Below are 18,248 nucleotides of genomic sequence, written 5' to 3' on the forward strand. Positions count from 1 at the left end.
GGAAGGCAGGAGACCGCACCGCAGATGACGGAACGACCCGCGCAGCGCATTCCCAACCGTCAGCTCGCCGCGCTCATCGCAGAAGCGGGATTCTCCAACGCGGGTCTGGCCCGACGCGTCGATCAGCTCGGCCTCGAGCACGGCCTGGACCTCAGATACGACAAGACGTCCGTCACCCGGTGGCTGCGCGGCCAGCAGCCCCGCGGCACCACCCCCGCGCTCATCGCCGAGGTCTTCACCCGCCGCCTCGGCCGCCGGCTCACCGCCCAGGACCTCGGCCTGGACGCCTGCGCCCCGGTGTACGCGGGTCTGGAGTTCGCCGGCACCCCCGAGGAGGCCGTCGAGATCGTCAGCGGACTCTGGCGCAAGGACTCCGGCAGCCACGCCGAGCTGCGCAAGATCGCCTTCACCGCGGCCGGGCTCGTCGTGCCCAGCCGGGACTGGCTGATCGGCCGGGCCGACGAGAAGGTGGCCCACGGCGATCCGGCCGCCCGCGTGCCCGCCCAGGGCCGCCCGGCCTCCCGGCCCGCCCCGCCCAGGGCCGCCCCCGTGGCCGGCCCGCACACCCTGCCCGCCCTGCCCGCCGTGCCCCGGCAACGCGGCACGGCCGAGCAGGGCCCCGGCCGGCGGGTCACCGGCGGCGACATCGCCGCGCTCCGCTCGGTCGGCGAGCTCTTCCGCACCCTCGACGACATGTACGGCGGCGGTCACGCCCGGCAGGCGCTGGTGCGCTACCTGGAGCACGAGTGCGAGCCGATGCTGCGCGGCACCTACGGCGAGCAGACCGGCCGCCGGTTGTTCGGCGCCGCCGCCGACCTCACCCGCCTCGCGGGCTGGACCTCCTTCGACATCGGCGCGCACGGTCTGGCCCAGCGCTACTTCGTCCAGGCCCTGCGCCTCTCCCAGGCCGCCGCGGACCGGGCGTACGGCTCCTACGTCCTCGTCACCATGAGCCGTCAGGCCGTGTACCTCGGCCACGGACGGGAGGCCGTGCAGCTCGCGCGGGTGGCGCAGCAGGGTGTCGGCACCGGCGCGCCGCCCGCCGTGCAGGCGCTGCTGCACGCGGTCGAGGCCCGCGGGCACGCGGTGCTCGGGGAGGTGCGGGCCTGCACGGCGTCCCTGGTACGGGCCGAGCGGGCGCTGGAGGCGGCCAGGCCGGGGGAGGAGGTGCCGTTCTGGGCGCGGTTCTTCGACGAGGGGCAGCTGGCCGGCGAGTTCGGGCACTGCCACCGCGATCTCCAGCAGTTCCGTGCCGCCGCGCAGCACGCCGAACGCTGCCTGCGGCTGCGGCCCGCCGGGTACGCGCGCAGCCGCCTGTTCTGCCGGGTCGTCCTCGCCACCGCCCGCCTCGGCCTCGGCGAGCTCGACCAGGCCTGCCAGATCGCCGCGGAGGCGGCGGCGCAGGCCGCGGAGATGCGGTCGGTGCGGGCGGTGGAGTACGTCCGTGACTTCGAACGCCGCCTGGAGCCGTACCGCGACGCGGCCCCGGCCAGGGCGTACCGGGACCGGGTGGCGGCGCTGGGGTAGGGACACCGGCCGCCGCTCCCCGCCCGGTGGGGCAGGGGGCCGGAGGCGGGGGCGGCGTCCCCGGCCCCCCGCCCCTCGGCCCCCGTACGCTCACGCCGCCCGCTGCGCCGTCCCGACCGGCTCGGCCGCGTGGAGCGACCCCGCCCCCAGGTCGGAGACGATCGCCGCGGCCGCCCGGTGCGCCGAGTGCAGCGCGCCCTGGACCGTGCTGGTGTCCCGGTGGTCGCCGCAGACGTACAGCCCGGCCAGCAGCCGCACCGGGCGGCGCAGGTCGTGCGGCGGCCGCATGGCCGGCACGGCCTCGGCGGTGTGGTGCACGGCCAGCGTCTCCCAGCGCCCGGTCGGGGTGCCGTACAGCCGCGCGAGGTGCCTGCGGACGGCCGTGTCGACGCCGTCCGGCGGCGGCCCGAGCACCGTGGAGGAGATCAGCGTGCGGCCGGCCGGGGCCCGGCTCGGGTCCACCCCGCTGAGCACCGCCGTGTGGGCGACCGGTCCGCTCCGGTCGGCGTCCAGCAGCAGCGCGGCCCCGGTCGAAAGCGGCTCGTCCGTCGTGTGGTGGAGGACCGTGACGGGATGGAAGCCGGGCACCCGCAGGCCGGGCAGCAGCTCCGCCGCGGTGCGCGCGTCGGTCGCCACCAGCACCGCGCGGCACCGGAACTCGCCGTGCTCGGCGGTGGTCACCGAGGTCGTGGAGACGGCGGTGGCACGCACCCCGGTGTGCACGGTTCCCGGTGGCAGCGTCCGCGCGAGCAGTTCGGGCAGGGCGTCGGCCCCGCCCTCCGGCACGCACAGCCGCCCGGCCGCGAAGGCGCGCAGCGCCAGGTCGGCGCACCGGCTGGAGGTGGTCAGGTCCGGGTCGCACAGCAGCGCGGCGAGCAGCGGCCGCAGGAAGCCGTCGATCGTGCGGGTGGGCAGACCGCGCGCCGCGAGGGCCTCGGCCGCCGGTGCCTCGGGCCGGCGCAGCAGCCGTTCCGCGGGCGTGGCCGCGAGCCGGGTGAGCGCGGCGCCGAGCCGGGCCTGGTCCACGGCCGAGCCCAGCGGCGCCCCGGTCCGCATCCGTGACGATGCGGCGGCCGGGCCGGTGCGCGGCCGTGGCAGCGCCCCGCTCCGGGGAGCGCCGGCGAGGGCGCGTACGGCGTGGAGTGCGCCCCTTGCGCCCCTCGCCCCCGCTTGCGCGCCCGCGCGATGGTGGCGTCCGTCGCTGTGCAGCAGGACCCCCGGGGCGAAGGGACGCAGGGTGAGCGCGTCCAGCCCGGGGGTCAGGGCCAGTTCGGGATACGCCGTGGACAGCAGCTGTCCGATGCGGTCGAGCCGGAAGCCGTCGACCTTCTCGGTCGCCATGCGGCCGCCCACGCACGGGGCGGCCTCCAGGACCGTGGTCGTCACTCCTGCGCTGGTCAGCCGGTGCGCCGCGGAGAGTCCGGCGACCCCGGCCCCCACGATGACGACGTCCGTCCGGTACGCGGGCTCAAGCACGTGCCCCTCCTCGAGGTTGCGCGGCCGATGGAGACGTCATGCCCCCAACTGGCTTTCTGGATACCCGAGTTCGGATCGAGCGTAGGCCCGTGACCGGTCGGGGACAGTCGCGCATGGGCAGGGCACGGTCGCACGGCGGTCGCATACGGTCCCGCCGGGACCTCAGGCGGCTCGGAGGGCGTCCTCGATCCCGGGGAACGCGAAGGTGAACCCCGACTCCAGCAGCCGCTTCGGCACCACTCGTGCGCTGCCCAGCACGTCCCCGGCCATCTCGCCCAGGACCCCCCGCAGCACCGGCGCCGGCACGGAGAACAGCGTGGGCCGGCGCAGCACCCGCCCCATGGCCGCGGTGACCTCACGGTTCGTCAGCGGCTCCGGCGCGGTCAGGTTGAACGGCCCCGACAGGTCGTCACGGTCCAGCAGGTGCCTGATCGCCGCCACCTCGTCGTGCAGCGCGATGTACGACCAGTACTGCCGCCCGTGGCCCATCCGCCCCCCGAGGCCCGCCTGGAACAGCGGGAACAGCCGCCCCCAGGCGCCCCCGTCGCGCGACACCACCAGCCCGGTCCGGGGGAACACCGTCCGCACCCCGGCCGCCCGCGCCGGCTGTGCCGCCGCCTCCCACTTCACGCACAGCTCCGGCAGGAAGCCCCGTCCGGCCGGGGCGCTCTCGTCGACGACCCGGTCGCCCGTCTCGCCGTAGTAGCCCATCGCGCTGCCGTTCACGAACACCCGCGGCCGCTCGTCGAGCGAGGCGACGGCCTCGGCGAGGGCGGTCGTCCCGTGCACCCGGCTGTCGTGGATCCGGCGCTTGTACTCGTCCGTCCAGCGGTGGTCCCCGACCCCCGCGCCCGCCAGGTTGACCACGGCGGTGCACCCGGTGAGCCCCGCCGCGTCCACCTGCCCCCGCTCGGGGTCCCAGCGCACCTCGTCCGCCCCCCGGGGCGCGTGGCGCACCAGGCGGACCACCTCGTGCCCGTCGGCGGTCAGGGACCGCACCAGGGCGCTGCCGATGAGACCGGACGCGCCGGCCACCGCGATTCGCGTTCGTTCCATGGGCCCATCCTGCCCCGTGACCCCGCGGCACCCTCGCGGGGACGAGCCGCCCGACTCGTAGGATGCCGCTCATGACCGGCCCCCTCATACGCCCCGCCCGGCCCGACGACGACGCCGCGCTCGCCCTGATCGACGCCCTGACCTGGTCGCCCCTGCACGCCGTCATGCCGCGGCCGCAGCCGCCGTACGGCCCCTTCTTCGACGCGCGGCACCTTCCCGAGGACCACCTGGTCGCCGAGGTGTCCGGCCGCGTCGTCGGCTACGTCCGCGTCGTCCGCCCGACCGAACTCGCCTGCAACACGCACGTGCGCCAGATCCAGGGCCTCGCCGTCTCCGACGAGGCGCGCGGCCACGGCGTCGGACGCGCCCTGGTCCGGGCCGCCGTCGAGGAGACCCGCCGGCGCGGCGCCCGCCGCCTGACCCTGCGCGTGCTCGGCCACAACACCGCGGCCCGCAGGCTCTACGAGTCCGAGGGTTTCGCGGTGGAGGGCGTCCTGCCCCAGGAGTTCCTCCTCGACGGGGCGTACGTCGACGACGTGTTCATGGGCCGCTCCGTCCTCTGATCCCCCGGACGCCCCTGAGTGCCCCGGAGTCCTAGGAGCCGACCAGTTCGCCCGTGTCCACGGCCGCCGTCGCCGTCGCCGCCCGCTCGGCGTCCCCGGCCACCTCGGCGGCCGTCAGGACGTACCCCGTCCCGGCGTCGGAGGTGGACCGGGCGAAGACGACCCCGAACACCCGGCCGTCGGTGGTCAGCAGCGGACCGCCGGAGTTGCCGGGGCGGACGGTGGAGCGGATCGAGTAGATCTCCCGGGTGACGGTGGCGTCGCCGTAGATGTTCCGCCCCCTCGCGTCGATCCGGTTCGCCACCGTCGCCGCCCGCAGGTCCAGGTCGCCGTCCTCCGGATAGCCCGCGACGACCGCGGCGTCCCCGCGCGAGGCGTCGTCGTCGAACCGCAGCTCCGGCGCCCGCAGCCCCGGCACGTACAGCACCGCGACGTCCCCGGCCGGGTCGAACAGCACCACCCGCGCCTCGTACGACCGCCCCACCCCCCCGATCCGTACGGTCGGGTCGTCGATGCCCGCCACCACGTGCGCGTTGGTCATCACCCGCTCGCGCGCGTACACGAACCCGCTGCCCTCCCGGCCCTGATCGCCCGCGACGCCCTCGACCTTCACCGTGCTCAGCCTGGCGGCGTTCGTCGCGGCCGGGGTGACGCTGTCGCCGGTGGGCTCGGCGACCTGAGCCGTCGACTCGTTCTCGAACGGGTTGAAGACCTGCGGGAAACCCGCGTCGGTGAGTGCGGACGTGGCCCGCGAGAACCAGGACGGGGTGGTGTCCGGCATCGTGTCCTGCACCGCCCCCAGCAGCCGGGAGTCCCGGACCGCCGACGACACCACCGCCGTCGAGGACACGGCCAGCACGCTCGCCGCCACCCAGGCCACGATCAGCACCGCCACCGAGTTCGCCACCGCCCCGCCGATCCCGTCGGCCACCCGGAGCGGCCCGCGGTCCAGTTCCCGGCGCAACCGCAGCGCCGGCCGCCCCGCCAGCTCGTGTCCCACCGCCGCCGGGACCAGCACGGTGAGCACCGCGGTGACCGTCGCCGCCGTCGTCCCCGGCGCCACCAGGTCCATCACCCACGGCAGGATCCACACGCCCGCCGCCGCGCCGCCCACGAAACCGGCCAGCGAGACACAGCCGGCCACCAGTCCCCGCCGGTAGCCCGATCCGGCGTACCCCAGGATCACCAGCACCAGCGCGATGTCGAGCAGGTCCACGCAGCCGCCTTTCTCTCGGGCCCCTCAGTACGTGGGGGACGGGCCAGGTGATCAGCCTCGCGCGCGGGACCCGCCCTCGACCGGCCACGCACGCGTGCACCCGGAAAACGTCGCGGACCGGGAGGATGGTTCCACCGGGTGGCACAGCACACATCGCGGGCGGAACGGAACCGTCCGACAGTGGGGTCATGCGTGTCATCCGACAGGTCCCCCGCCCCGGGCGAAGGCCTGCCCCCCGCCCCGGGCGCAGACCCTGGGGGCGGCGCCCGGCGCGGCTGCCGCGCCCGCTCCTCGTGGCCCTGGCCTGCCTGCCCGGACTGGCCGCCGTGGCCGCCCTGGGCCTGTGCGCGGGCGGCGTCGAACACGCCGCCACGGCGTCCCTGGCCACCCGCCCCGTGCGGCGCGCGGCGCAGCTCCCCGCGCACTTTGCCGCCCGGCCGCGCATCGTGCCGCGCTCGGTCTGGGTGGCCGACGCCGGACGCGCCCAGCCGCCGCCGCGCTACGACGACAAGGTCGTCGCCGTCTTCGTCCACCACACCGACTCGCCCAACGGCTACGACTGCGCCGACGCGCCCCGCATCATCCGTCACCTCTACGCGGGCCAGACCGGCGGCCGCGACTGGGACGACATCGGCTACAACTTCCTCGTCGACCGCTGCGGCACCGTCTACGAGGGCCGGGCGGGCGGCGTCGGCCGGCCCGTCACCGGCGCGCACACCCAGGGCTTCAACCACCGCACGACCGGCATCGCCGCCCTCGGCACGTTCACCTCCGGCGTTCCCGTGCCGCAGGCGATGGTGGACTCGATAGCGGCCCTCGCCGCCTGGAAGCTCGGCCTGGCGGACGTCGACCCGCGCGGGAGCGTCCGGCTGACCTCCAGCAACAGCGGCAGCCGGTACGCCGCGGGCGTCACGGCCGCCCTGCCCGCCCTCGCCGGCCACCAGGACGGCTACATGACCAGCTGCCCCGGCGCGGCCCTCAGCGCCCGCCTGCCGGAGATCCGGCAGACGGCCGCCCGCCTCCAGGGCCGGACGTTCACAGGAACGCCTTAGGCGCCGTTCAGGGTTCTCCCATTCCCGCCTCCTACGGTCATGCACAACACAAGCCGACCGAGGTGGGGATCATGAACGGTACGAACGGCACCCTGAAGACCGGCAGCAGCACCGGCACCGACACCGGCACCACGCACCGCGGCCAGGAGGCGGCGGCCGCCGGGCGGCGGGCCCTCCGCAGCCCCTGGACGGTCCTCTGCGCCGTCGCCGCGGTCGTCCTCGGCCCCGCCGCGGCCACCGCGTCCGCCCTGGAGCAGGCCAACAAGGCGCCGCTGCACCACGCGGTGCGGGCCGAGCAGCAGGCGTACCTCCCGGCGGACGCCACCCGCCGCCGCACGACGGCCTGACCCGGGCCCCGGCCCGTTCGGCCGCCCGGCGGCACGGTCAGCCCCGGAAGCGCTCCCACAGCCGCGGGAACCGCTCCGCGAGCGCCCGCTCGCTCTCGAAGTCGACCGGCGCGCCCTCGGGTTCCGCCGGGGCGGGCGCGATGCCCAGGTCCGGGGCGACGGTCCCGGTGAGCTGCTCGTAGGCCTCGTCGGCCGCGTAGCCCAGCTCCTCGCCGTCGCCGTCGATCTCCTCGTCGAACTCGCCCAGCAGCTCCGCGAGCGAGTCCGGGTCGTGCACGGCCCCCTCGTACACCTCCCGGCCCTGACCGATCAGCCAGCACCGGAAGAAGTCGAAGGCGTCGTCGCTCGCCCCGTCCAGCAACACCCAGGCGGCGCCCCACAGGTCCCAGGTGTACGCCCGGTTGTAGCGGGCCTCGAAGTGACGGGCGAAGTCGAGCACCATGTCGGGGTCCAGCTGGAGCAGCCGCTCCACCAGCAGGTCGGCCTGGTCCTCCGGATCGCCGCCGGCGGCCTCGCGGGTGGCGTCGACCAGTTCCCAGAACTCCGTCTCGTCCATCACGCGTCCCAGCATCCTGCCTGGGCGGGTGGGCCGCACCTGGAGTGCGGGCGGTCTCGGGGACGTCGGTACGGCCTCAGGAGCGGTACAGCGCCGCCAGCCGGGCCGCGTCCTCGGCGAGACGCCGGCGCAGCGGCTCCGGGGAGACGACCTCGGCCTCCGGCCCCAGCGCGGTGAGCTGGCCGTGCGCCACCTCCTCGGACTCCACGCCCAGGGTGACCGTCACCCACCCCCGCGCGTCGGGCTCCCCGGCCCCCGCCAGGGCGTCCCGCGCGGCCACCGGGTCGACGGCGTACGGCAGCCGGCGCAGCCCCGCCGGCGTGAGCCGCAAGACGACCTCGGCCCGCAGGATCGACCGCGCGAACCGCTCCGCCTGCCGGGCCCAGAAACCGGGCAGATCGAAGTCCTCGTCCCTGCCGAACCGCTCCGCGCCCGGTCGCGCGTCCGTGAACCGGTCGACGCGGTACGTCCGGAAGGCCGCCGCGTCGGCCACCCGCGCGCACAGGTACCAGACGCCCGCCTTCAGCACGAGCCCGTACGGCTCCAGCTCCCGTACGGCCTCCGTCCCGCCCCGCAGGTACCTGGCGGTGAGCGGACGGTCGTCCCACACCGCCTCCGCGATCACCGGCAGCAGCGGTGGTGTCTCCGGCTCCTGGAACCAGGCGGGCGCGTCCAGATGGAACCGCTGCGCCGCCGTCCTCGGGGCGTCCCTGAGGGACGGCATCAAAGCGGCCGACACCTTCAGGCGGGCCGCCGAGGCCGCGTCCTGCAGGCCCATCTCCCGGAGCGCGCCCGGTACGCCGCTCAGGAACAGCGCCTCAGCCTCGCCGCGGGCCAGACCGGTGAGCCGGGTGCGGTAGCCGTCGACCAGGCGGTAGCCGCCGGCCCGTCCGCGCTCGGCGTACACCGGGACGCCCGCCTCCGACAGGGCCTGGGCGTCCCTGGTGACCGTGCGCTCCGACACCTCCAGCTCGCGCGCCAGTTCGGCGGCGGTCATGGCGGACCGGCCCTGCAGGAGCAGCACCATCTTGATGAGCCGGGCAGCACGCATACCCGCATGATGCCCGGTGGCACCGACAGGGCGTTCACGCCCCCGCTGCCCCGCCGCCCCGGCTGCCCCCGCCGCGGGGCCACGCGGGGCCACGTCACCCGCAGCCGCGGGCGGCCCGGACGCCCGGAGGGGCGCGGTGGCCGTGGCCACCGCGCCCCTCCGGGCGTACCCACCGGGCCCTACAGCCCGTACCGCTCCCGTGCTTCCTTCACCGCCGTCGCCCGGACCTCGCCGCGGCGGGCCAGCTGGGCGAGGGCCGCCACCACGATGGACTCCGCGTCGACGCCGAAGTGGCGGCGGGCGGCGTCACGGGTGTCGGACAGGCCGAAGCCGTCCGCGCCCAGCGACGAGTAGTCCTGCTCGACCCACTGCGCGATCTGGTCCGGGACCTGGCGCATGTAGTCGGAGACCGCGAGGACAGGCCCCTCGGCACCCTGGAGCGCCCGGCGGACGTACGGCAGGCGCTCCTCGCCGCGCAGCAGCGCCGCGTCGGCCTCCAGCGCGTCGCGCCGCAGCTCGGTCCAGGAGGTCGCGGACCACACGTCGGCGGCCACGCCCCACTCCTCGGCGAGCATCCTCTGCGCCTTCAACGTCCAGTGGATCGCCGTGCCGGAGCCCAGGAGCTGGATGCGCGGCGCGTCGGCCACCGGGGACAGACCCGCCGACTCCGCCGTGTTGAAGCGGTACAGGCCCTTGACGATGCCCTCGTCGATCCCGGGGGCGGCCGGCTTCGCGGGCTGCGGCATCGGCTCGTTGTAGACGGTCAGGTAGTAGAAGACGTTCGGGTCCTCACCCGGAGCCGCCTCCCCGTACATCCGGCGCAGACCGTCCTTGACGATGACGCCGATCTCGTACGCGAACGCCGGGTCGTACGTCAGCGCGGCCGGGTTGGTCGCCGCGATCACCGGCGAGTGGCCGTCGGCGTGCTGGAGGCCCTCGCCCGTCAGCGTGGTGCGGCCGGCCGTGGCGCCGACGAGGAAGCCGCGGCCGAGCTGGTCGCCGAGCTGCCACATCTGGTCGGCCGTGCGCTGCCAGCCGAACATCGAGTAGAAGATGTAGAACGGGATCATCGCCTCACCGTGCGTGGCGTACGCGGTGGACGCGGCGATGAAGTCGGCCATCGAACCGGCCTCGGTGATCCCCTCGTTGAGGATCTGGCCGTTCTTGGCCTCCTTGTAGTACATCAGCTGGTCGCGGTCGACCGGCTCGTACGTCTGGCCCTTGGGGGAGTAGATCCCGAGCGAGGGGAACAGCGACTCCATGCCGAAGGTGCGCGCCTCGTCGGGGACGATCGGCACCCAGCGCCGGCCCGTCTCCTTGTCGCGGACCAGATCCTTGACCAGCCGGACGAAGGCCATGGTGGTGGCGACGTTCTGGGAGCCGGAGCCCTTGTCGAACGCGGCGAACGCCTTCTCCGCGGGGGCGGGCAGCGGGGCCAGCGCGTGCGTGCGGCGGGCCGGGGCCGGGCCGCCGAGGGCGGCGCGGCGCTCCTGGAGGTAGCGGACCTCGGGGGAGTCGGCACCCGGGTGGCCGTAGGGGACCACGCCGTCGACGAACGCACTGTCGGAGATCGGCAGCTCCAGCAGGTCGCGCATCGCCTTGAACTCGTCCACCGAGAGCTTCTTCATCTGGTGGTTGGCGTTCTTCGACGCGAAGCCCTCACCGAGGGTGTGGCCCTTGACCGTCTGGGCCAGGATGACCGTCGGGGCGCCCTTGTGCTCGACGGCCGCCTTGTAGGCCGCGTACACCTTGCGCGCCTCGTGGCCGCCGCGGGAGAGGTGGAAGCACTCCAGGATCTTGTCGTCGCTCAGCAGCTTCGCCATCTCGACGAGCGCCGGGTCGGCGCCGAAGAAGTCCTGGCGGATGTAGGCGGCGTCGCGCGTCTGGTACGTCTGCACCTGGGCGTCGGGCACCTGGCGCAGGCGGCGTACGAGCGCGCCCGTGGTGTCGAGCCGGAACAGCTCGTCCCAGGCCGAACCCCACAGCGTCTTGACGACGTTCCAGCCGGCGCCGCGGAACTGGGCCTCCAGCTCCTGCACGATCTTGAAGTTCGCGCGGACCGGGCCGTCGAGGCGCTGGAGGTTGCAGTTGATGACGAAGGTGAGGTTGTCCAGCTCCTCGCGGGCGGCGAGCGCGAGGGCCGCCGTCGACTCGGGCTCGTCCATCTCGCCGTCGCCGAGGAACGCCCAGACGTGGGAGGCGGAGACGTCCTTGATGCCGCGGTTGGTCAGGTAGCGGTTGAAGCGCGCCTGGTAGATCGCGGAGAGCGGGCCGAGGCCCATCGACACCGTCGGGAACTCCCACAGCCAGGGCAGCCGCCGCGGGTGCGGGTACGACGGGAGGCCGTTGCCGCCCGCCTCCTGACGGAAGTTGTCCAGGTGGCCCTCGTTCAGCCGGCCGTCGAGGAAGGCGCGGGCGTAGATGCCGGGGGAGGCGTGGCCCTGGATGTAGAGCTGGTCGCCCGAGCCGTCGGCCTCCTTGCCCTGGAAGAAGTGGTTGAAGCCGGTCTCGTACAGCCAGGCCGCGGAGGCGAAGGTGGCGATGTGGCCGCCGACGCCGTGTTTCGCGCCCCGGGTCACCATGGCCGCCGCGTTCCAGCGGTTCCAGGCGGTGATGCGGGCTTCCATCGCCTCGTCACCCGGCGTGGCGGGTTCGGCGGCGGTGGGGATGGTGTTGACGTAGTCCGTCTCGAGCAGCTTGGGCAGCGCGATGCCGTTGCCCTCGGCCCGCTCCAGCGTGCGCCGCATCAGGTACGCGGCACGGTGCGGCCCGGCCGCCTGGGCGACCGCGTCCAGTGAGGCCTGCCATTCGGCGGTCTCCTCCGGGTCCCGGTCGGGGAGCTGGTCGAGCGCGCTCGGCTGGATGGCGTGGGGGTCGGTCATGTCGCCGCCTTCCTCAGTCGAAGGGGGTTCCCTCATCGGTAAGGGTTCGGGGATGCCCTTTGTCTTTGGCAGGACAGGGCGGTGGGGCCCTGCTGCGGAGTCGTGGTACGACACCGCCGCGCGGCCCGTCGGCGACTGTAACCCCCTGATCGATGATCGATCAAAGGGTTGAGGATGAAAATCTCTTGATCACGAGAAAGTCGGCACGCGGTGTCTCGCCAAAAGGCACCGGGTGCCGCGTTTTCGAAAGGTTTTCGCAGGTGAGGACACGTATGAGCGAATGCGCGCTCAGGGGCGCCCGGCTCCCGCGCCCGGCACCCGCGGCGCGCACCGCTCAGGCCCGCGGCGCGCAGCCCAGCACGTGCGCCTTCACGATCTCCGCGATCCGCGGGTCCCGCCGCTTGAAGGCCGCCACCAGCTCGTCGTGCTCCTCCGCGTACGACTGCTGCACCGTCCCCAGCCAGCGGATCGACAGCGCCGTGAACACCTCGATGCCCAGCCCCTCCCAGGTGTGCAGCAGCACGGAGTTGCCCGCCGCGCGGACCAGCTCGCGGTGGAAGGCCACCGTGTGCCGCACCTGGCCCGTCCCGTCCGACGCCCGGTCCGCCTCGTACAGCGCGGCCACGTGCGGCTCCAGCGCCGAGCAGTCCTCGGCCAGCCGCTGCGCCGCCAGCTCCGCGGCGATCGCCTCCAGACCGGCCCGGACCGGATAGCTCTCCTCCAGGTCGGCCGCGGTCAGGTTCCGCACCCGTACGCCCTTGTTCGGCGCGGACTCGATCAGCCGCAGCGACTCCAGCTCGCGCAGCGCCTCCCGCACCGGCGTCTGGCTGACCTCCAGCTCGCCGGCGATCCGCCGCTCCACGATCCGCTCGCCCGGCTTCCAGCGCCCGCTGACGATCCCCTCCACGATGTGCTCGCGGATCTGCTCGCGCAGCGAGTGGACGACGGGCGCGGTCATGAGGGCTCCTTAGGGAGGGGCCGCCCATCGGCCCCTGGGGCGTTCGACGTTTAGACAATAAGGCCGCGACGGGTTCGGGGAGCGGCTCACGGGGGCGCTTCCGCGCAGGTGAGACGAGACTTACACGCGGCTGACGACATGTCCGGTGTTCGGGGACGGGGCCCGTCGACGGCCGAAGCGGGGATCCGGGAGCGGCGGGGGTGCGGGAAGCTCCCCGGACGCCGACGCGCGGTGCCCCCGCCCAGAGACCCGGGCGGGGGCACCGTACGACACTGCGCGCTGACTACAGGCCGAGCTCGACCTCGAACTCGCCCGCCTCCAGGATCGCCTTGACCGCCGTCAGGTAACGGGCCGCGTCGGCGCCGTCCACCAGCCGGTGGTCGTAGGACAGCGTCAGGTACGTCATGTCGCGGACGCCGATGACCGTACCCTCCTCCGTCTCGATGACGGCCGGACGCTTCACCGTGGCCCCGATGCCCAGGATCGCGACCTGCCCCGGCGGCACGATGATCGTGTCGAAGAGGGCACCGCGCGAACCGGTGTTGGAGATGGTGAAGGTCGCGCCGGACAGCTCGTCCGGAGTGATCTTGTTGCCGCGGACCTTGCCGGCCAGCTCGGCCGTGGCCTTGGCGATACCGGCGAGGTTGAGGTCACCGGCGTTCTTGATGACCGGGGTCATCAGGCCCTTCTCGGAGTCCACCGCGATACCGATGTTCTCGGTGTCGAAGTAGGTGATGGTCCCCTCGGCCTCGTTGATCTTGGCGTTGATCGGCGCGTGGGCCTTCAGCGCCTGGGCCGCGGCCTTGACGAAGAACGGCATCGGCGAGAGCTTGACGCCCTCACGGGCCGCGAAGGAGTCCTTCGCCTTGGCGCGCAGCTTCATCAGCCGCGTGACGTCGACCTCGACGACCGACGACAGCTGGGCCTGCTCGTGCAGCGCCTTGACCATGTTGTCGCCGATGACCTTGCGGATGCGCGGCATCTTGACGGTCTGGCCACGCAGCGGGGAGGCCTCCAGCGCGGGGGCCTTCTTCGCGGCGGCGGGGCCTCCGGCAGCCACAGCGGCGGCCGGAGCCGGGGCAGCGGCGGCGGCCTTCGCGGCCTCGGCGGCGGCGACGACGTCCTGCTTGCGGATGCGGCCACCGACGCCGGTGCCCTTGACCGCGCCCAGGTCGACGCCGTTCTCGGCGGCGAGCTTGCGCACCAGCGGGGTGACGTAGGCACCCTCGTCGGTGGCCTGCGCGGCCGCGGGAGCCGGGGCGGCCGGAGCCTGCGCGGGGGCGGGCGCGGGAGCCGGGGCGGCCGGGGCCGGAACCTGCGCGGCCGGGGCCGGGGCGGGAGCCGGAGTCGGAGCCGGAGCCGGAGCGGGCTCCGGGGCGGGCGCGGGCGCCGGAGCGGGCTCCGGGGCGGGCGCGGGGGCGGCCGGAGCCGGGGCGGCGGGGGCGGCCTCGGCGGGCGCCGGGGCGGCCGGAGCCGGGGCAGCGGCCGGAGCCGCACCCGGAGCGCCGATGACGGCCAGCTTGGCGCCGACCTCGGCGGTCTCGTCCTCGCCGACCGTGATCTCGAGCAGCACACCGGAGGTGGGCGCCGGGATCTCGGTGTCGACCTTGTCCGTGGAGACCTCGAGCAGCGGCTCGTCGGCCTCGACCGAGTCGCCGACCGACTTCAGCCAGCGGGTGACGGTGCCCTCGGTGACGGACTCGCCGAGCGCGGGCAGGACGACGTCCGTGCCCTCGGCGGAACCGCCGCCGGAGGCGGCCTCGGCGGTGGGAGCGGGGGCCGGGGCCGCCTGCTCGGTGGAGGGCTGCGCGGCCGGGGTCGGCTCGGGAGCCGGCGGAGCGACCTGCTCGGCGGCCGGCGCCGGCTCTGCGGCGGGCGCCTGCTCGGCGGCCGGAGCACCGGAGCCGTCGTCGATGACGGCCAGCTCGGCGCCGACCTCGACGGTCTCGTCCTCGGCGACCTTGATGGACGCCAGGATGCCGGCGGCGGGCGAGGGGATCTCGGTGTCGACCTTGTCGGTCGACACCTCGAGCAGGGGCTCGTCGGCCTCGACGCGCTCACCCTCGGCCTTCAGCCAGCGGGTGACAGTGCCCTCGGTGACGCTCTCACCGAGCGCCGGAAGGGATACGGAAACCGCCATGGTTTCGGTTGCTCCTTACGAATTGCGGAAGTCTGTGTCGTCGCGTGGTCGCGGAGTCGCTTCGTCGACCGAGGGTCAGTCGTGCGAGTGGAGCGGCTTGCCGGCCAGGGCCAGGTGGGCCTCGCCGAGCGCCTCGTTCTGCGTCGGGTGGGCGTGGATGAGCTGCGCGACCTCGGCCGGCAGCGCCTCCCAGTTGTAGATCAGCTGGGCTTCGCCGACCTGCTCGCCCATGCGGTCGCCGACCATGTGGACGCCAACCACGGCACCGTCCTTGACCTGGACGAGCTTGATCTCGCCCGCGGTCTGGAGGATCTTGCTCTTGCCGTTGCCCGCCAGGTTGTACTTCAGAGCGACGACCTTGTCCGCGCCGTAGATCTCCTTGGCCTTGGCCTCGGTGATGCCCACGGAGGCGACCTCGGGGTGGCAGTACGTCACCCGCGGGACGCCGTCGTAGTCGATCGGGACGGTCTTCAGACCGGCCAGACGCTCCGCCACCAGGATGCCCTCGGCGAAGCCGACGTGCGCGAGCTGGAGCGTCGGGACGAGGTCGCCGACGGCGGAGACGGTGGGGACGTTCGTGCGCATGTACTCGTCGACCAGGACGTAGCCGCGGTCCATCGCGATGCCCTGCTCCTCGTAGCCGAGGCCCTGCGAGACCGGGCCGCGGCCGATGGCGACGAGCAGGATCTCGGCCTCGAACTCCTTGCCGTCGGCGAGGGTGACCTTGACGCCGTCCTGGGTGTACTCGGCCTTCTGGAAGAAGGTGCCCAGGTTGAACTTGATGCCGCGCTTGCGGAACGCCCGCTCGAGGAGCTTGGAGGAGTTCTCGTCCTCGACCGGGACGAGGTGCTTGAGGCCCTCGACGACGGTGACGTCGGTGCCGAAGGACTTCCACGCGGAGGCGAACTCCACGCCGATGACGCCGCCGCCCAGGATGATCGCGGACTTCGGTACGCGGTCCAGGACGAGCGCGTGGTCGGACGAGATGATCCGCTCGCCGTCGATCTCCAGGCCCGGCAGCGACTTCGGCACGGAGCCGGTCGCCAGGAGCACGTGGCGGCCCTGGATCCGCTGGCCGTTCACGTCGACGGAGGTCGGGGAGGACAGGCGGCCCTCACCCTCGATGTACGTCACCTTGCGGGAGGCGACGAGTCCCTGCAGGCCCTTGTACAGGCCGGAGATGACACCGTCCTTGTACTTGTGGACCCCGGCGATGTCGATGCCCTCGAAGGTGGCCTTGACGCCGAACTGCTCGCTCTCGCGGGCCTGGTCGGCGATCTCGCCCGCGTGGAGCAGGGCCTTGGTGGGGATGCAACCCCGGTGCAGGCAGGTGCCGCCGACCTTGTCCTTCTCGATCAGGGCGACGTCCAGGCCCAGCTGGGCCCCGCGCAGGGCCGCGGCGTAACCGCCACTACCACCGCCGAGGATCACTAGGTCGAAAACGGTGCTGGCGTCGTTCGCCACGTCACGTCCTCCATGCATGTGCGCCGTGCGCCGGTCGTCGCTGACCGCCGGCGGCTGGTGTCCGGCCGCTCTTTCTTCGGCCCTGTGGTGGGGGCCCTGTCCTGCCGAGCCCCATCTTCGCACCTGCGGGAGGCGAACGGGACGCCGGGCCGGGCTGTGAGACACCCCACGCTCACTTGTGTCCGGGAACGGACGCTCCTCACCGGGGTGCGGGGCCGTGCCGATCCCGGCGGGCCGCGTGACCGCGGTCCGCCACGTGATCAGGCGCACAGTCCCCGCACCCCGGGCGGTCAGCCGAGGTCGCCCTGCGCGGTCAGCTCCGCCAGCCGCACCAGCGTCCGCACGGCCGTGCCCGTACCGCCCTTGGGCGTGTACCCGAACGGTCCGCCCTCGTTGAACGCAGGTCCCGCGATGTCGAGGTGCGCCCAGGTGATGCCCTCGCCGACGAACTCCCGCAGGAACAGGCCCGCGACGAGCCCGCCACCCATGCGCTCGCCCATGTTCGCGATGTCGGCGACGGGGGAGTCCATGCCCTTGCGCAGGTGGTCGGGCAGCGGCATCGGCCAGGCCGGCTCGCCGACCTCCTCGGCGGCCTCGTGCACCGCGGCGCGGAACGCATCGTCGTTCGCCATGACACCGAACGTCCGGCTGCCCAGCGCCAGCATCATCGCGCCGGTCAGGGTCGCGACGTCCACGATGGCGTCCGGCTTCTCCTGGGAGGCGGCCCACAGCGCGTCGGCGAGGACCAGCCGGCCCTCGGCGTCGGTGTTGAGGACCTCGACCGTCTTGCCGCTGAACATGCGCAGCACGTCACCCGGGCGGGTGGCGGAGCCGGAGGGCATGTTCTCGGCCAGCGCCAGCCAGCCGGTGACGTTGACGTCCAGGCCGAGGCGCGCGACGGCGACCACGGCGGCGAAGACCGCCGCCGCACCGCTCATGTCGCACTTCATCGTCTCGTTGTGCCCGGCCGGCTTGAGCGAGATGCCGCCCGAGTCGTAGGTGATGCCCTTGCCGACGAAGGCGAGGTGCTTCTTCGCCTTGGAAGAGGTGTACGACAGCTTCACCAGGCGCGGGGCCGCGGCCGAACCGGCGCCGACGCCGAGGATGCCGCCGTAGCCGCCCTTGGCGAGGGCCTTCTCGTCGAGGACCTGCACCTTGATGCCGTGTTCCTTGGCCGCGGTCTGGGCGAGGGCGGCGAAGGCCTGGGGGTCCAGGTCGTTCGGCGGAGTGTTGATGAGGTCCCGGGCGCGGTTGAGCTCCTCGGCGACGGCGCCGGCGCGGGCGAGGGCGGCCTTGTGGGCGGCGTCGCGCGGCTTGCCGCCGAGCAGGACGGCCTCGGCGAGCGGGGCCTTGCCGTTCTTCGCCTTGGCGTCCTTGCCCTGCTCCTTGTAGACGTCGAAGGAGTAGGCGCCGAGGACGACACCCTCGGCGACCGCGCCGAGGTCGGCGGCGTCCGCCAGGGGCAGGGCGAAGGCGGCCTTCTTGGAACCGGCGAGGGTGCGGGCGGCCACGCCGGCGGCGCGGCGCAGCGCCTCGGCGTCGTAGGGGGCGTCCTTCTCGGGCTCCGCGCCCAGCCCCACCGCCAGCACGAGAGGCGTCTTGAAGCCGGCCGGGGCCGGCAGCTTCGTCACCTCGCCCTCGGCGCCGGCGGCACCGAGGGTTTCCAGGACGCCGGCGAGCCGGCCGTCGTAGGCCTTGTCCACGGCCTCGGCGCCCGCTGTGACGACGGGGCCGTTGGCGCCCTTGGCGACACCGATCACGATCGCGTCGGCCCGCAGGCCGGGCGCCGCGGCGGTGCTGAGAGTGAGAGCAGTCACGGTGGTGATTTCTCGCTTCCGATGTGGAGTTGCTGTGGCCGATATGAGTGGGTCGACCGGGCCCGACAGCCGACCCTAGATCCGGGCTGGGGGAGCGGTCGCTACCGGGGTCGGCCCCACCGGCGCGGCGTACCGGCGCGGCG

At 74.1% G+C, this 18,248-nt stretch carries 14 protein-coding genes; 4 read left to right on the forward strand and 10 right to left on the reverse strand.

The window, feature by feature from the left end:
- The first annotated feature begins 24 nt into the window (after window positions 1–24).
- A complete protein-coding gene (locus ACGFQC_RS03965) occupies window positions 25–1,527 on the forward strand; it encodes a regulator (RefSeq protein ID WP_363087132.1) in 1,503 nt (500 codons plus the stop codon).
- Between the two features lie 90 nt (window positions 1,528–1,617).
- Here the strand turns inward: ACGFQC_RS03965 and ACGFQC_RS03970 are convergent, their stop codons facing one another.
- Together ACGFQC_RS03970 and ACGFQC_RS03975 are read right to left on the reverse strand one after the other, a co-directional pair.
- Entirely contained in the window at window positions 1,618–3,003 is a 1,386-nt protein-coding gene (locus ACGFQC_RS03970; RefSeq protein WP_363087133.1) for an NAD(P)/FAD-dependent oxidoreductase, read from the reverse strand.
- Between the two features lie 162 nt (window positions 3,004–3,165).
- Entirely contained in the window at window positions 3,166–4,059 is an 894-nt protein-coding gene (locus ACGFQC_RS03975; RefSeq protein WP_363087134.1) for a TIGR01777 family oxidoreductase, read from the reverse strand.
- A gap of 71 nt (window positions 4,060–4,130) precedes the next feature.
- On the opposite strand from ACGFQC_RS03975, the gene ACGFQC_RS03980 reads away from it, so the two are divergent.
- A complete protein-coding gene (locus tag ACGFQC_RS03980; RefSeq protein ID WP_363087135.1) occupies window positions 4,131–4,622 on the forward strand; it encodes a GNAT family N-acetyltransferase in 492 nt (163 codons plus the stop codon).
- Window positions 4,623–4,653: 31 nt separating this feature from the next.
- On the opposite strand, the gene ACGFQC_RS03985 is transcribed toward ACGFQC_RS03980, so the two are convergent.
- A complete protein-coding gene (locus tag ACGFQC_RS03985) occupies window positions 4,654–5,838 on the reverse strand; it encodes a MarP family serine protease (protein WP_363087136.1) in 1,185 nt (394 codons plus the stop codon).
- Window positions 5,839–6,026: 188 nt separating this feature from the next.
- On the opposite strand from ACGFQC_RS03985, the gene ACGFQC_RS03990 reads away from it, so the two are divergent.
- The gene (locus ACGFQC_RS03990) at window positions 6,027–6,890 is read left to right on the forward strand and encodes a peptidoglycan recognition protein (RefSeq protein ID WP_393287714.1); all 864 of its coding nucleotides are present in this window, start codon (window positions 6,027–6,029) and stop codon (window positions 6,888–6,890) included.
- A 71-nt stretch (window positions 6,891–6,961) separates the two neighbouring features.
- Window positions 6,962–7,237 (forward strand): hypothetical protein, encoded by a 276-nt coding sequence (locus ACGFQC_RS03995; RefSeq protein ID WP_363087138.1) that lies wholly within the window; start codon window positions 6,962–6,964, stop codon window positions 7,235–7,237.
- 37 nt (window positions 7,238–7,274) lie between these two features.
- Here the strand turns inward: ACGFQC_RS03995 and ACGFQC_RS04000 are convergent, their stop codons facing one another.
- The 7 genes from ACGFQC_RS04000 to ACGFQC_RS04030 form a co-directional block, all read right to left on the reverse strand.
- A complete protein-coding gene (locus ACGFQC_RS04000; RefSeq protein WP_363087367.1) occupies window positions 7,275–7,793 on the reverse strand; it encodes a DUF4240 domain-containing protein in 519 nt (172 codons plus the stop codon).
- Between the two features lie 76 nt (window positions 7,794–7,869).
- Complete coding sequence (locus ACGFQC_RS04005; RefSeq protein ID WP_363087139.1) at window positions 7,870–8,844, reverse strand: WYL domain-containing protein; 975 nt, start codon at window positions 8,842–8,844, stop codon at window positions 7,870–7,872.
- Window positions 8,845–9,023: 179 nt separating this feature from the next.
- Window positions 9,024–11,726 carry a pyruvate dehydrogenase (acetyl-transferring), homodimeric type gene (gene aceE / locus ACGFQC_RS04010; protein WP_363087140.1) on the reverse strand — a complete coding sequence of 901 codons (2,703 nt, stop codon included), beginning with the start codon at window positions 11,724–11,726 and terminating at the stop codon, window positions 9,024–9,026.
- 334 nt (window positions 11,727–12,060) lie between these two features.
- Window positions 12,061–12,684: a GntR family transcriptional regulator gene (locus ACGFQC_RS04015; protein ID WP_363087141.1), complete on the reverse strand. Its 624-nt coding sequence runs from the start codon at window positions 12,682–12,684 to the stop codon at window positions 12,061–12,063.
- A 283-nt stretch (window positions 12,685–12,967) separates the two neighbouring features.
- Window positions 12,968–14,824 carry a 2-oxoglutarate dehydrogenase, E2 component, dihydrolipoamide succinyltransferase gene (gene sucB / locus ACGFQC_RS04020; protein ID WP_363087142.1) on the reverse strand — a complete coding sequence of 619 codons (1,857 nt, stop codon included), beginning with the start codon at window positions 14,822–14,824 and terminating at the stop codon, window positions 12,968–12,970.
- Between the two features lie 75 nt (window positions 14,825–14,899).
- A complete protein-coding gene (gene lpdA / locus ACGFQC_RS04025; RefSeq protein WP_363087143.1) occupies window positions 14,900–16,288 on the reverse strand; it encodes a dihydrolipoyl dehydrogenase in 1,389 nt (462 codons plus the stop codon).
- A gap of 290 nt (window positions 16,289–16,578) precedes the next feature.
- Window positions 16,579–18,105 (reverse strand): leucyl aminopeptidase, encoded by a 1,527-nt coding sequence (locus ACGFQC_RS04030; protein WP_363087144.1) that lies wholly within the window; start codon window positions 18,103–18,105, stop codon window positions 16,579–16,581.
- Between the last annotated feature and the right edge of the window lie 143 nt (window positions 18,106–18,248).

The organism is Streptomyces sp. NPDC048734, assembly GCF_043198675.1.
In the GTDB taxonomy this organism is placed as follows: Bacteria; Actinomycetota; Actinomycetes; order Streptomycetales; family Streptomycetaceae; genus Streptomyces.

What these genes read in the sequence shown, in the direction of transcription:
- ACGFQC_RS03965 (WP_363087132.1), top strand. Translation starts at nt 25, where the DNA reads ATGACGGAACGACCCGCGCAGCGCATTCCCAACCGTCAGCTCGCCGCG.
- ACGFQC_RS03975 (WP_363087134.1), bottom strand. Translation starts at nt 4,059, where the DNA reads ATGGAACGAACGCGAATCGCGGTGGCCGGCGCGTCCGGTCTCATCGGC.
- ACGFQC_RS03980 (WP_363087135.1), top strand. Translation starts at nt 4,131, where the DNA reads ATGACCGGCCCCCTCATACGCCCCGCCCGGCCCGACGACGACGCCGCG.
- ACGFQC_RS03990 (WP_393287714.1), top strand. Translation starts at nt 6,027, where the DNA reads ATGCGTGTCATCCGACAGGTCCCCCGCCCCGGGCGAAGGCCTGCCCCC.
- ACGFQC_RS03995 (WP_363087138.1), top strand. Translation starts at nt 6,962, where the DNA reads ATGAACGGTACGAACGGCACCCTGAAGACCGGCAGCAGCACCGGCACC.
- ACGFQC_RS04000 (WP_363087367.1), bottom strand. Translation starts at nt 7,793, where the DNA reads ATGGACGAGACGGAGTTCTGGGAACTGGTCGACGCCACCCGCGAGGCC.
- ACGFQC_RS04005 (WP_363087139.1), bottom strand. Translation starts at nt 8,844, where the DNA reads ATGCGTGCTGCCCGGCTCATCAAGATGGTGCTGCTCCTGCAGGGCCGG.
- aceE (WP_363087140.1), bottom strand. Translation starts at nt 11,726, where the DNA reads ATGACCGACCCCCACGCCATCCAGCCGAGCGCGCTCGACCAGCTCCCC.
- ACGFQC_RS04015 (WP_363087141.1), bottom strand. Translation starts at nt 12,684, where the DNA reads ATGACCGCGCCCGTCGTCCACTCGCTGCGCGAGCAGATCCGCGAGCAC.
- sucB (WP_363087142.1), bottom strand. Translation starts at nt 14,824, where the DNA reads ATGGCGGTTTCCGTATCCCTTCCGGCGCTCGGTGAGAGCGTCACCGAG.